Source organism: Burkholderia sp. BCC1985 (assembly GCF_905339915.1).
Taxonomy (GTDB): domain Bacteria; phylum Pseudomonadota; class Gammaproteobacteria; order Burkholderiales; family Burkholderiaceae; genus Burkholderia.
This window is the reverse complement of record NZ_CAJPGY010000032.1, coordinates 68,186-81,862: the sequence shown is the minus strand read 5'-3', so window position 1 is coordinate 81,862 and position 13,677 is coordinate 68,186. Positions and strand designations below refer to the sequence as shown.

Here is a 13,677-nt window from a genome sequence, read left to right as displayed (position 1 = left end):
TCCCATCGTGCCCAACTTGATCACGGTCTTCTCCGCTGCGCTCGCCGCGCACGCAAAGCACAACATCGTGACGAACGAAACGAGTCTCCACCACTTGCTCATGATATTTCTCCTTGGAAATCGATTTCTTTATTTCAACTGCTATCACTCACGCGGATCACCCGAACAGCGGAGCCAACGCCTCCTTGAGTGCACGATCCTGCTCCTCCGACAGCCCGTGGAGCGGTTTGCGCACACGCCCAGTACCATATCCGCGTAACTGCGCCGCGCGAAGCACTGACGGAATGTAGTTGCAGCGCCAGATGAACAGCAACGATGGCAACATCTTCTGCCACAGCGCGAATGCGTCGGCGTTGTTGTTCTCCTGAAGAAGGTTGTACAGCGCCACGGCTTCCTTAGGCATATAGTTCGCCGCCCCCCAGATCGCACCTTTCGCGCCAGCCATGAACGCGTACAGGGCTGTCGTATCGCAGCCGTTCAGGACATTGACCGACGTACGGATATATTCCTGGTGGGTCGTCATGTCCCCACCACTGTCCTTGATGTACTGAAAATGTGGCAACTCGCTGAGTCGTTTCAGCAACGGCACGGAAACAGAGATGCCGGTAGCCTGCGGAATGTTGTAGCCAATGATCGCCACGCGTGTGGCTGCATCGATGTCCTTGTAGAACTCGAAGAGTCCATCGTCGTCTGTCGGGCCTTCGAAATACGGCGGAAGCACCATGATCCCGTCCGCGCCGATCGACTCGGCGTGACGCGACCGGCGAATGACTTCGTCGACGTTCAGCGCCGAGGTCTGGCAGATCAAGTTGCAGCGTCCGTTGATCCGCTTCGCACCCACCTCGTAGAGCGCATTGCATTCCGCCTCGGTGAGATACGGATGCTGCCCAGTACCCGCGCCCAGGACAAGTCCGTGAACACCTGCATCGATGTACTTTTCGATGAGGTCCTCGAAAACTCCGAAAGCGATCGACCCATCTTCATTGAATGGGGTTTGCATCGCCAGATTGACACCCGCTAGCTTGGCCATTCTCCAACACTCCTAAATAAACTCACACCTAAACTTCAATCCCGGCTTCCTTAAAACGGCGGCCCGTGACGAATTTGACGCCGAGGGACGTGATGATTCGCGGATAGGCGCGGCTTGGGGCGCTTTTTCTCTTCAGTATCTCGATCGCGGGCGAGCTCATATCTGCCGCCAATTCAGCGACCGCCTTGCCGAAAGCGGTCCCGCGGGACACGCCGGTGCCGTTGCAAAAGGCTGCGCCATAGACGTTCGGCGCCAACTCACCCCATACCATCCCACCGTTTTGCGCCAACGTGAGCAAACCACCCCAGCTCGCCTCGAAACCGATAGACGAAAGATCTGGCCAACGCCGATCGAATGCGACTTGCTGCTGGATTCGTGCCTTCATGACGTCGTCGACCGTCGTTTTGAAGTGATCGGCATAGGAGTACACGTTGCGCAGAAAGAGACGGTTGTCGATCGTCCGACGAACGGTTGTGCCGAAGCTGTTTGCCGGGATCAGTCCGTACGCCGGATGGCCTCCCAATCGCTTGAGTTCGGCCTCGGTAAGTTGCCGCGTCATGCTGGCGAACGTGTATACGGGAATGGCCGTGTTGCGATAGAAGCCAAAGTTCGTCAGGTATCCCGACGCGCAAATAATGACCTTTGTTGCTCGTATCGCGCCGCCCTTAGTTTCGAATACATGCTGCGACGGCCCGAACTGTGCTGACGTGATCGCGGTGTTCTCGAAGACCGTGACGTTCCCGGGCAGAGCCCGTGCGGCATTCTTCAAATACTTCGCCGGCTGCAACAAAATCGTTCCGGGATGATGCAGCGCCTTGATGTAGTGCTTGCTGCCCGTCATCGCCTGCATCTCATCGCGCTCAACCCAGCGATACTTCTGTCTCATCCGGTCCAACGCCTTCGAGAACTCGACTAGGTCCGCCACCCCATGCTCGGTAGCCGCGCTGTGATATTTCCCCTGCGGATCCCAGTCGCACTCGACCCCAAGCTCCTCGACCGCTTGCTGCAGATAGGCGTTGCCTTCCCTGTTTACATACAGTTCATCGCGATTGCCCTGATCGTCCTCGACGAAATCGTGCTTGCGAGGGTTATGGGCAAGATCGATCGCGAAGCCCATGCAACGTCCCGACGCGTTATTGCCGATACGGCCCGCATCGACGAGCACCACTTTTGCATCCGGCCGAATCTCGGCATATCGACGCGCCGCATGCAATCCCATCCATCCGGCGCCGATCACCAGACAATCGCAGGCCATATCGCCGGCTATTCGTTTCAGCGGCAAATCCGCTCCCGATGTCAGATACCAGCCGGACACCGTCGGTTCTTCTTGCGGCGGGGCAACCTCGATGCGCTTGCCCATCACATTCGCGATCAATTTTCGTCTCCTCGATTGACGCCTTGTCTCCGACCAGCCGTGGCGCACTCAATACCATGCAGCGGCAGACTTCCTGGCGATGTGCGGTCAGGCAACTGGCCCCGCACAGGCTGGCAAGCCACGATCCTCTTTTCGTCAGGGTGTACGACACGACCCCGGCTTCAGTGTGATTTGACTATAGGAGCGCCATAAAATTTTCGCAATAAAAAATTACACCTATTTTTTTCACTTACAGAAATTTCTCCGCACGAGATTCGCGGCCTCCGGCCCTTCAGCTGCCGGCGGCGACACCACTCTTGATGCACTTACATAAGACAGAAATGAGACCAGTTCTGTCAGGAGCGGCATTGCGGGGGGAGCGGGTGTTCCTGCTGAGTTGAAAAAATGTAATAGATTTTTTGTTGCAAAAAAAATTTTTGGAGAATATGTTCTGCAGGAAAGTTCGAAGAAGCAGCCCTGCGGCAAGCACCGGCGCCTACAGCGTGACGTCGCCCCCATGTACGCGGCCACGCAACGGGCAAACACAACGTGACAGGAGACTACGTGGCAACAACCGACAATGGCAGAAGATCGCTCGAGGTCATCGACGTGCATGTCGGTGGAGACGTCCATCGGATCGTTCTGAGTGGCGTTCGAGAACTGCCCGGCGCAACTGTTCTTGAGAAAATGCAGTACCTCAAGACGCATGGTGACGGCTTGCGCCAGTTGCTACTTCTCGAACCCCGCGGCGGACATCCATCGCTATACGCCGATCTGGTGGTCGAGCCTACGCATCCCGACGCCGATGCAGGATTCATCATCATGGAAATCATGGGATATCCAGTGATTTCAGGGACCAACACAATGAGCACGGCCATCGCTCTGCTGGAATCCGGGCGCGTCCCGATGGCTGACGGTCCGAGTCGAATCTCGCTGGAAGCTCCTGGCGGCTTGATCGATATCGTGGCCGACTGCGAGCGCGGCAAGGTAACACGGGTCCGGTATCAAGCGAATTCTCCGTCCTTCGTCTATGCCAGCAGCCAGGCCGTCGAAGTACCGGGCTGGGGAAACGTCGCGTTCGATCTGATCTGGACGGGTGCCTTTTACCCGGTCGTCAGCGCAAACGCACTCGGGCTCGGATTCGCCCTCGCAAAAGATGAGGAAAAGAGTCTGGTCGCATTCTCGCAGGCGTTCCTGTCTGCCGTGCATGAACTGCCGCGACCGATTCATCCGGAATTCGGAGACGAAGGCCCACTGTCATTCGTAGTATTTGCCGGGAACCCGACGACGGAGCCAGCGGGCGGTCTCGTCGCGCGCACCAGTTGCTATGTACATCCGTCGGAACATCTCTGTCGAGCACCTGCAGGCGTACCCTCGACCGCTGTTCTGGCGCAATTGGTTCATCGGGGAATCCTGGAACGAGGGGATTCGCTTCGGACGAGATCGATCTTCGAGAGCGAACTGAAAGTGACGGTTGAGGAAGTCGGGGTGTACTACGGCCGCTACGCCGGGATCCGCGCAACCGTTGAAGGATCTGGCTTCGTTATTGCAAAGACCCAGGTCGTAGTGGACTTCGATGATCCCATGACACCGCGGGATGGCCTGGAAACGATTCTGTCCGCCGCGCAAGACTGACTTCTGCGCGTCATTGGTCGTCCACGAGCCGAAGACGACGTCTGCGACTCAGACGCAGCGGCCGACTTGCACATGATGCGCAAGCCGGCCGCTTGGGTTTCATCAAATTTGTTGGACGAGCAATCAGGCATGACACCGCGCCTGACGCGAATTCCCGAGATCAATAGGTCGGCGGAGCAATCACCCAAACGACTACGGCATCGGTATCGCCGCGATTGGCCCACTGAAATTCCTCTCGGGCTATCCGGAAACTGTCCCCTGCCGATACCTCGAAATGATTCCCACCGATCCAGATGTCGAGTTGCCCCTTTACGACGTAGCCTTCCTCTTCCGTATCGCGGGTTGCCGGCTCCTCAAGCGACGCTCCAGCAGCGAAGGTGCTGAGAAACGTTTCGAATGCGCCGCCGATGTTCGGCGACAGCAGCTCTTCGACCAAACCATCGGTGGCGCTACCCAAACGCCGCCGCGCCCCTGCCCGCACGATTCGCCCCACCTCGGCGGTGGGCTTTGTCTCGGACACGAAGAACCAACCGAGCGGCACACCGAGGGTCTGAGCCACCCTTCTCAAGTCCGAGATTGAAATCTCCGCGCGGCCGCGCTCGAGCTGGCTGATAAAACTGATCGAGCGGCCAGTCGCAAGGGCGATCTCTGCAAGCGTCTTCGATCGAGCCTTTCGCAGCTTGCGAATCTCGCTGCCCAGAGCGAACCGGTCGAATGCAAAATCGTCAAGGGCGGCGGCATCTCCGCCTTCGTGCGCGACTTGCACCATGTCAATCCTCGTTCATTGAAAGTAAAAAGCGCCTCCAAAATTTACCACAGAAAAAATTTTTCGTGTTTTTCGACTACAGAAAAGATTGTTGGTGAATGTGCAGGATCCGACAGCGACTGCGCTCATTCGCAGTTGATACGACGCCAGTATGGTCGGGCGAACCGGGGCTTATCCCGGCCGACCCGCCCCGTTCCGCGACTACGCGCAGCTCTGTCCGACCGGCGACGGCTGCGCTTGTAACGATGTCAATCCCGCTGCCTCGATTCCAACGCAGATGTCAGTTGCGGCACGACCTCGAAAAGGTCTCCGACCAGCCCGATGTCGGCGATCTGGAAGATGGGTGCATCGGGATCCTTGTTGATCGCGACGATCGTCTTCGAATCCTTCATACCGGCGAGGTGCTGAATCGCGCCCGAAATGCCGATCGCAACGTAAAGATCAGGCGCCACCACCTTGCCCGTCTGCCCCACCTGCGAGTCGCTCGGCGCGAATCCGGCATCCACTGCAGCCCGCGATGCACCGACGGCCGCGTTCATTTTGTCCGCCAGGGATGCCAACGAGTCGAATGCCTCCTTCGAACCGAGCCCGCGCCCTCCGGACACTACCACTGCGGCGGTCGTCAGGTCCGGTCGCTCGGTAATCGATAGGTTATCGCGCACGAAGCTGGACGAACCGGCATCGACCACATACTCGATTTCGTCGATCGGCGCAGACGCGCCGACATCGACGGCCGGCGCAAAGCGGGACGCACGAATCGTCACAACCTTGATCGCATCGTTCGATCGAACGACAGCAATCGCATTTCCGGCATAGATGGGGCGCTCGAAGGTGTCACTCGATATCACGGCGGAGATCTCGGATACCTGCGCAACATCGAGCAGTGCCGCGACTCGCGGCAAGACGTTCTTCCCGTTGGTCGTAGCGGCGGCCGCGATATGGCCGTAATTTGCGGCAAGCGATACGACTAGAGGCGCGACGTTTTCCGGGAGGAAATGCGCGAGCGACGCCGATTGCGCGAGGAGTACCTTCCCAACACCTTCAAGGCGCGCAATTTCCTCTGCAACGCTGCGGCAATGGTCACCACACACGAGGACGTCGACGGCATCCGACATCTTTCGCGCCGCCGTGATTGAGTTACGCGTTGCGGCGGCAACCGCCACATTGTCGTGATCTGCGAGAACGAGTACTGCCATTTCAGCGTACCTCCAATGCAATCTTGATTTCGTTCGTCAGGTCTTGCACCGTCGCAACCTTGCGCCCTGCCTGCCGCTGAACCGGCGGACGGACAGCGAGTACGGTCAAGCGCGGTGCCACGTCCACGCCGAGCGCGTCTGGCGATACCGTCTCCAACGGCTTCTTTTTGGCCTTCATGATGTTCGGCAACGACGCATGCCGAGGATCGTTCAGGCGCAGGTCCACTGTCACGACAGCTGGCGTCTTCAACACGAGTTCTTGCGTACCGGTGTCGACCTCGCGCGTGATGCGGAGGTTCTCGCCCTCCAGTGCCAGCGCCGAGATGAACGTCGCTTGCGGCCAAGCCAGCAGGCCGGCCAGCATCTGTCCGGTCTGATTGCAGTCGTCGTCGATCGCCTGCTTGCCAAGCAGCACGAGCGTAGGCTCTTCCTTGCGCACGACCGCCTGAAGCATCTTCGCCACGGCGAGCGGCTCCACGTTGGCGTCCGTCTGTACGTGAATAGCGCGATCCGCGCCAACCGCAAGGGCTGCGCGAAGTGTCTCCGCGGCCTTGTCCGGGCCGATCGACACAACAACCACCTCGCCCGCGGTTCCCGCTTCCTTCAGCCTGACCGCTTGCTCCACGGCGACCTCGTCGAACGGGTTGATGGACATCTTGAGGTTGGCGGTGTCGACGCCAGTGTTGTCCGCGTTCACCCGGACATTCACGTTCGGGTCAACCACCCGCTTTACCGCAACCAGTATCTTCATTTGCATATCCTTTCGGCCAAGGTTTGCCGGGACCTGTCTTGGTGTTCGATCGGCACTAGCACTTGATGCGCGTGTTCTTCGGATCGTAGAACGGTGCGAGGCTCGCTTTCGCAGGAACCTTCTCCCAGGCGACCTCGATCTCGAAACTGTTTTGCGCCAGCCAGTCGGCAGTCACGCCATCGGCGTTATACACATACCCCATTCCAAGCGACGCATCGATTCGGTGTCCATACATGCCGGACGTGATCGAGCCAACAATCTTGCCGTTGCACCAGATTGGCTCCTCGTGATAAAGCAGCTTGCTGGAGTCCTCGAGTTGAAACTGGACCAAACGGCGCGTCAGCGGCCCGGATGCCTTGGCTTCGCGCAACGCTTCGAGACCGATAAAACCACCCGGCTTTTCCCATGCGACACAGAATCCCAGCCCTGCTTCGAGCGGATTGTCCTCGATCGTCAGATCGTGGCCCCAGTGACGATAGCCCTTCTCCGTCCGGCAGCTGTTCATCGCGTGGTAGCCGGCCAGGCGCAGGCCGAACTGCTCACCCTCCTGAACCAGCACCTCATAAACATGCAGTGCAAATTCGACCGGCACGTAGAGTTCCCATCCGAGCTCGCCGACGAATGTGATGCGGTTCGCACGCACACGCGCATAGCCGATCTCGATTTCTCGCGACGTTGCAAACGGGAAAGCTTCGTTCGACAGGTCCGCGCCGGAAACTTTTTCAATCAGTGCCCGCGAGTTCGGTCCCATGACACCGAACACGGCGAGACTGGAAGAAACGTCCGTCGCGATACATTGCGCCCCCGCCGGAATATTGCGCTCGAGCCACGAGAAGTCTCGCGTCTGGGTCGCACCGGCCGTCACGACCATGTACGAAGCCGGCCCCGTTCTCGTGATCGTCAAATCCGCCTCGATGCCGCCCTGCTCGTTCAGCCACTGCGTGTACACCATCTTGCCAACCGGTACGTCGACGTCCGACACGGAAATCCAGTTCAGTGCGCGAGTCGCATCCGGTCCCTGCACGAGAAATTTGGCAAACGACGTCTGGTCGAAAAGCCCGACCGCGTCGCGTACAGCCCGGCACTCGTCGCCCGAATTATCGAACCAGTTCTGCGGACCCCAGTCGTATTCATAGTTGGCATCCTGCCCGGGTTTCGCATACCAGTTCGCACGTTCCCATCCAGAAACCTCACCCATCACTGCACCGGCCGCCACAAGACGGTCATGCAGCGGCGAGCGACGCGCGCCGCGTGCGGTATCGAACTGGCGGAACGGCCAGTGCATCGCGTAGAGAAGGCCGAGCGTTTCGACCGTTCGGTCGTGCAGGTAGCGCTTCGTGCCCTGGAATGGGTGCATGCGCCGCACGTCGACATCGGACAGGTCCATCGGTGGGCGACGGTCCCGAATCCATTCGGCCAGCGCCTTGCCGGCGCCCCCCGAACTCTGAATGCCGATCGAGTTGAAACCGCAGGCAACGAACAGATCCCTGACTTCCGCCGTCTCGCCGAGCAAGTAGCGATCGTCCGGCGTAAAACTTTCAGGGCCGTTGAAGAACGTCTTGATACCCGTGTTCTCGAGGACGGGGACGCGGTTGGCCGCATCCAGGAGAATAGGTTCGAAATGGTCGAAGTCATCGGGCAGTGAGTCGAAGCAGAAGTCTTCGGGAATACCCTTCATACCCCACGGTTTGGCAACCGGCTCGAATGCTCCGAGCAGCAGCTTGCCGGCATCTTCCTTGTAGTACGCGCATTCGTCCGGCACGCGCAGCACGGGCAGTTTGCCGGGCAAGCCCTCGACCGACTCCGTCACGATATAGAAGTGCTCCGCGGCATGCAGCGGCAGCGAAACGCCCACTTGCGCGGCAAGTTCGCGCGACCACATGCCGGCCGCCAGTACGACCGTGTTGGCCTTGATCACCCCTTCGGCGGTCTGCACGCCAATGGCACGACCGTTCTCGACCAGAAGCTTCTCTACTTTCTGATTCTCGAAGATCTTCGCACCTCGCATGCGTGCTCCCTTCGCGAACGCCTGGGTGATGTCGGTCGGATTTGCCTGCCCGTCCTTGGGCAGAAACACGCCACCGACGACACCCTCCAGATTGAGCATCGGCCACAGTTCCTTGATATCCGACGGACCGATGACCTGCACCTCGAGGCCGAAGTTCTTCGCCATCGATGCACCGCGCTTCAGCTCTTCAAAACGGCCCGGGTTGAGTGCAAGGCTGATGGAGCCATTTTGCTTGAAGCCCGTTGCCTGCCCTGTCTCGCGCTCGAGTTCGTACAAGAGTTCGGACGTGTACTTCGCCAGCTCGGTCATCTGCCGGCTGTTACGCAGTTGACCGATCAGGCCCGCGGCATGCCACGTCGTTCCACAAGTCAACTGCTTGCGCTCCAAAAGCGTAACGTCGGTGATGCCGAGTTTCGTCAGATGGTATGCAATCGAACATCCAACAATGCCCCCTCCGACGATAACTACGTCTGCGTGAGCTGGAACCTTGTTCATCATTTCGTTGACCTTTCGAATGCACTACTAGGACTGGTTCCACCGAAGGCTGAACCGGCAGGCATTACACCTGCCACCGACGCCCTGGTGCGCGACTACCCAGCAAGTCCTCCGCGCCATCGAACCGTCAACGCCAGCGCGACTGGCGTCGTCGGGACGAGGCGGAGAGCCGCTCGCCAAGTTTGTAGAGAAAATATATTCGCGAGAAAAAATTCTTGCAACAGAAAAACTATCGATGTATTTTTTTACGTATGCAATTCGAGCCGGCACGCCGTCGCACCGGCAAATGCTCGTTTTCCCTCTTAGGAACAACCCGATGTCCTCGACCACCGATGCGCTCACTCCCTACCCCGCTCGTACTTTTGTCCTGAAAGTCGGCTGCCGAGGCACGCGCGGCATCGTCGCAGCCATCGGAAACTTCCTGGCAGATCGCGGATGCAACATTACCGAGATGGCCCAGTTCGACGATGAGCAGCAGGATCGATACTTTTCGCGAGTCGTGTTTCGCACCGAAACCGATCCCGCGCCCACCGTGGAGGAACTGCGCGAAGCGTTCAAGGCGACGGCGTCCGCATTCGCGATGCAATGGGAAATGCGCGGCCTCGACGAACGAGCCCGGGTGCTGATCATGGTGTCGAAGTTCGACCACTGCCTGGAAGATCTGCTGTACCGCCAACGTATGGGCGAACTGCCGATGATCATTCCGGCAGTCGTATCGAATCATGCGGATCTCCGGCCGCTCGTCGAACGGCATGACATTCCATTCCACGTGCTGCCGGTCACACCGGACACCAAGCGCGAACAGGAAGAAAATCTTCTCAGGATTGTTGCGGACACACGCACCGATCTGGTGGTCCTGGCGAGGTACATGCAGGTGCTGTCGAATGATCTTTGCAGAGAGTTATCCGGCAAGGCTATCAACATCCATCACTCGTTTTTGCCTGGCTTTAAAGGCGCCAAACCCTACCATCAGGCGTTTGAACGCGGAGTGAAGCTTATTGGCGCGACGGCACATTACGTGACAGCCGATCTGGACGAAGGGCCGATCATCGAACAGGTGGTGGAGCGAGTCGACCATACCTTCTCGCCAGAACAACTCGTTGCCGCAGGGCGCGACTCTGAAAAGCTGGCGCTGGCGAGAGCCGTCAAGTTCCATATCGAGAGTCGCGTCTTCCTCAACGGAAACAAGACGGTCGTATTCAAGTGACGCGCCACGCTCCTTCAGGACTCGACATGGGAAATATCACTCTCGACGGCAAGGCACTAGCAGAAGCGGTGGCCGCCAGTTTGACGGAACGCACACAGTCGCTGAAGCGGAAAAACGGCGGTCGCACGCCTGTCCTCGCGACGATCCTCGTCGGCAACGACCCCGCGTCGGCAACTTACGTCAAGATGAAAGGATACACGTGCCGACGAATCGGCATGGACTCGCGCGCCGTGGTCCTGCCGCAAGATACGACCACGGAGGCACTGCTCGCGTGCATTGATTCGCTGAACGCGGATCCCGACGTTCACGGCATCTTGCTGCAGCACCCTGTGCCTTCGCAGATCGATGAGCGACGGTGTTTCGACCAAATTGCGCTTCACAAGGATGTCGACGGCGTCACGAGTCTCGGATTCGGACTGATGGCGCTGGGCAAGCCCGTGTTCGGCTCCGCCACGCCGGCCGGCATCATGGCCCTGCTCGAGCACTACGAAATCGACGTCGCGGGAAAACGCGCTGTCGTGGTCGGCCGCAGTCCCATTCTCGGCAAACCAATGGCGCTGATGCTGTCGAACGCCGACGCCACGGTCACGCTATGCCATTCAAAAACGGTCGATCTGGAAGAAGAAGTACGACGTGCTGATATTGTCGTCGCGGCGGTCGGGAAACCGCATTTCATCCCGTCCTCATGGATTCGAGACGGTGCAGTTGTGATCGATGCGGGATACCATCCGGGCGGTATCGGCGATATCGAACCGTCCGGGTTGCAGGAGCGCTGCGCTGCAGTGACGCCCGTGCCAGGCGGAGTGGGACCGATGACGATCGCAATGCTGGTCGCACAGACGCTCGTCGCCGCCGAACGATCCATGGGCTGACTACAGGATTCAGGGCCCGCAGGATAGCAAACGAATTTTGCCGTCCCGAAATGCTCGAACGATCTCCACGCTAAGCGTGTTTGCCGGTCCTGGACCGGCTTTTTTTCACGGAACCGAAATGATTCACCGGTCATCGAACGTATCCGCGTTTATCGAAATCGCCGAGCGCCTCTTCCAGTCCACGGCTTTGCCGCCGGCCGGGCGGGCGGTTGCAGCGAAGGTGTTCGAGCGATTGCGTGTTCCGTCCGATGACGGTGTCCGGCACGACACGCGATACCCCGCATGCAGTTTGCTCGATGCTACGCTGGTTGATGTGATCGGTGAACAATCCGACATGGGCGCAGCCGCACGTGCGCTCAAGGCAATAGAACCGGAGCTGGGATGGTCGCGCCGCAGTTCAGGGTCATGCGGCAGCGACGGATACATCGAAAATCACGTACATGGGATGATCTGCGGGCCGGGCGGCGCAGAAAGCCGCTATGACGTTCAGCTCGGATTCTCGTTGCTCGCCCCGAACACGCGTTACCCCGATCACCATCATCCGCCCGAGGAAGCTTACGTGCTGTTCACGCCGGGGGAATTTCGCCAGACGAACGGTGCGTGGGTCGATCCGGGCCTGGGCGGCGGTATCCATAATGCGCCGCACAGCGTGCATGCAATGCGCTCCGGCAGCAAGCCGTTTCTCGCCGTCTGGAGCCTATTGACGTGACGAGGTGCGCCACACCGCAGCAGCGTGATCCGCGGGATCGGCTGTTGTCAGCATTGATTCAGTTCGAAACTGATCAAAGGCCGTTTTATTTATCGCTTCACTACTTGAATAGAGGACTCGTATGAGCAAAATCCTGGTTATCGGTGCCACGGGAACGATTGGCAAAGCGGCTGTGGCCGCACTGAGTGATCGTCACGAGATCATCGAAGTGGGCTCGACGCGCGGCGCTCAGCGCGTCGACGTAACCGATCCTGCGGCACTCCAACGCCTGTTCGAGCTGACCGGCAAGTTCGACCATCTGATCGTCGCGATGGGAGCGGTTCACTTTGGGCCGATCGAGCAAACCACGTCGGAGCAGTTCCTGATCGGCCTGCACAACAAGCTGATGGGTCAGGTAAACACGGTCCTCGTCGGGCAATCATGGATCAACGATGGCGGCTCGTTCACGCTGACCGGGGGTATTTCTGCGCATGAACCGGTTCGTAACGGCTCGAACGCTTCGTGCGTCAACATGGCGCTCGAGGGATTCGTCCGCGGTGCGGCTGGTGATCTCAAGCGTGACGTGCGCATCAACCTCGTCAGCCCGACCATGCTCGAAGAGTCGGCTTCCATCTTCGGTGATGCGTTTCCCGGCTTCGAACCGGTCAGTTCGGCGCGCGTGGGCCTTGCATACGTCCGAAGCGTCGAAGGCCCCGACACGGGTAAGGTGTATCGAGTCGGGTACTGCTAAGACACGGCACGCCGGTGCGTTATACAACGCACCGGCGGTTACCGGGCAAATGCGCGCTCCCGTGGCCGTGCACTGCGTCCGGTCCACGCGAACAGTCCGTCACTCCTTTATTCCCCGCAGCGCAGCGCCTCTGCGACGCAACGCTTCAAGCGTGAGCAGCACCACGATTGCAAACAGGATCAGGATGACTGCGGCTGCGAGAATCGTCGGCGAAAGATGTTCGCGCAGACCGTTCCACATCTGACGAGGCAGAGTTCTTTGCTCCGGCCCACCCAGGAACAATACAACGACGACCTCGTCGAACGACGTGGCGAAGGCAAACAACGCACCGGACAATACGCCTGGCCAAACGATCGGCAACACAACAGAACGGAAAGCCGTCAACGGCGATGCGCCGAGATTGCGCGCGGCACGCATCAGACTATGGTCGAATCCGGCCAGCGTCGCGCTCACCGTCACGACGACGAACGGCATGCCCAGGACGGCATGGGCGAGCACGATGCCGATGAGATTGTTGGCGATCCCGAGCCTCGAGTAGAAGAAGTATGAACCGACAGCAAGAATGATGACGGGAACGATCATCGGCGACAGAATGGCGGCCATGATGAGCCGCTTTCCCGGCAGGTTGCGATGATTCAGCCCGACAGCGGCCAATGTTCCGAGCATTGCAGCCAGCGCAGTTGAAATCACCGCAATCATCAGACTGTTCCGGATCGACAAACCCCACATCGGGTCGGTAAGCAGATTGCTGAACCAACGCAGGCTATATGCGTGAATTGGAAAGTTGAAGAACGAATCCGAGTTGAACGCGAGCGGCACCACGACTGCGACGGGCGCGATCAGGAAAAAAAAGACCAGCGCACAGACGACAAAGAAAGCATAACGCCCATATCGCTGTGCGGGTGTCTCGTAGCTCACCGCCAT

General features: G+C 59.0%; 12 protein-coding genes. 5 read left to right on the top strand and 7 right to left on the bottom strand.

The window, feature by feature from the left end; translation table 11 throughout:
• Positions 1-157: 157 nt before the first annotated feature.
• Complete coding sequence (locus U4Z31_RS27075; protein WP_321811926.1) at positions 158-1,030, bottom strand: dihydrodipicolinate synthase family protein; 873 nt, start codon at positions 1,028-1,030, stop codon at positions 158-160.
• A gap of 28 nt (positions 1,031-1,058) precedes the next feature.
• Positions 1,059-2,405, bottom strand: a complete 1,347-nt coding sequence (locus U4Z31_RS27070; RefSeq protein ID WP_321811925.1) for an FAD-binding oxidoreductase — start codon at positions 2,403-2,405, stop codon at positions 1,059-1,061.
• 543 nt (positions 2,406-2,948) lie between these two features.
• On the opposite strand from U4Z31_RS27070, the gene U4Z31_RS27065 reads away from it, so the two are divergent.
• Positions 2,949-4,019, top strand: a complete 1,071-nt coding sequence (locus U4Z31_RS27065) for a proline racemase family protein (RefSeq protein WP_321811924.1) — start codon at positions 2,949-2,951, stop codon at positions 4,017-4,019.
• 160 nt (positions 4,020-4,179) lie between these two features.
• Here the strand turns inward: U4Z31_RS27065 and U4Z31_RS27060 are convergent, their stop codons facing one another.
• From U4Z31_RS27060 to U4Z31_RS27045, 4 genes are all read right to left on the bottom strand, one after another.
• On the bottom strand, positions 4,180-4,788 hold the full coding sequence (locus U4Z31_RS27060) for a helix-turn-helix domain-containing protein (RefSeq protein WP_081082765.1): 609 nt from the start codon (positions 4,786-4,788) through the stop codon (positions 4,180-4,182).
• Between the two features lie 245 nt (positions 4,789-5,033).
• The gene (locus U4Z31_RS27055; RefSeq protein ID WP_321811923.1) at positions 5,034-5,981 is read right to left on the bottom strand and encodes an electron transfer flavoprotein subunit alpha/FixB family protein; all 948 of its coding nucleotides are present in this window, start codon (positions 5,979-5,981) and stop codon (positions 5,034-5,036) included.
• 1 nt (position 5,982) lies between these two features.
• Positions 5,983-6,732: an electron transfer flavoprotein subunit beta/FixA family protein gene (locus U4Z31_RS27050; protein WP_321811922.1), complete on the bottom strand. Its 750-nt coding sequence runs from the start codon at positions 6,730-6,732 to the stop codon at positions 5,983-5,985.
• Positions 6,733-6,787: 55 nt separating this feature from the next.
• On the bottom strand, positions 6,788-9,238 hold the full coding sequence (locus tag U4Z31_RS27045; RefSeq protein ID WP_321811921.1) for an FAD-dependent oxidoreductase: 2,451 nt from the start codon (positions 9,236-9,238) through the stop codon (positions 6,788-6,790).
• A gap of 313 nt (positions 9,239-9,551) precedes the next feature.
• Between U4Z31_RS27045 and purU the strand changes: the two genes are divergently transcribed.
• From purU to U4Z31_RS27025, 4 genes are all read left to right on the top strand, one after another.
• Positions 9,552-10,442 carry a formyltetrahydrofolate deformylase gene (purU, locus tag U4Z31_RS27040; protein ID WP_321811920.1) on the top strand — a complete coding sequence of 297 codons (891 nt, stop codon included), beginning with the start codon at positions 9,552-9,554 and terminating at the stop codon, positions 10,440-10,442.
• Between the two features lie 26 nt (positions 10,443-10,468).
• The gene (locus U4Z31_RS27035) at positions 10,469-11,314 is read left to right on the top strand and encodes a tetrahydrofolate dehydrogenase/cyclohydrolase catalytic domain-containing protein (RefSeq protein WP_321811919.1); all 846 of its coding nucleotides are present in this window, start codon (positions 10,469-10,471) and stop codon (positions 11,312-11,314) included.
• 118 nt (positions 11,315-11,432) lie between these two features.
• The gene (locus U4Z31_RS27030; protein WP_321811918.1) at positions 11,433-12,023 is read left to right on the top strand and encodes a dimethylsulfonioproprionate lyase family protein; all 591 of its coding nucleotides are present in this window, start codon (positions 11,433-11,435) and stop codon (positions 12,021-12,023) included.
• Between the two features lie 121 nt (positions 12,024-12,144).
• Positions 12,145-12,753 carry a short chain dehydrogenase gene (locus U4Z31_RS27025; RefSeq protein WP_321811917.1) on the top strand — a complete coding sequence of 203 codons (609 nt, stop codon included), beginning with the start codon at positions 12,145-12,147 and terminating at the stop codon, positions 12,751-12,753.
• A gap of 99 nt (positions 12,754-12,852) precedes the next feature.
• Here U4Z31_RS27025 and U4Z31_RS27020 read toward each other — a convergent pair whose 3' ends face one another.
• Positions 12,853-13,677: an ABC transporter permease gene (locus U4Z31_RS27020; protein WP_322034598.1), complete on the bottom strand. Its 825-nt coding sequence runs from the start codon at positions 13,675-13,677 to the stop codon at positions 12,853-12,855.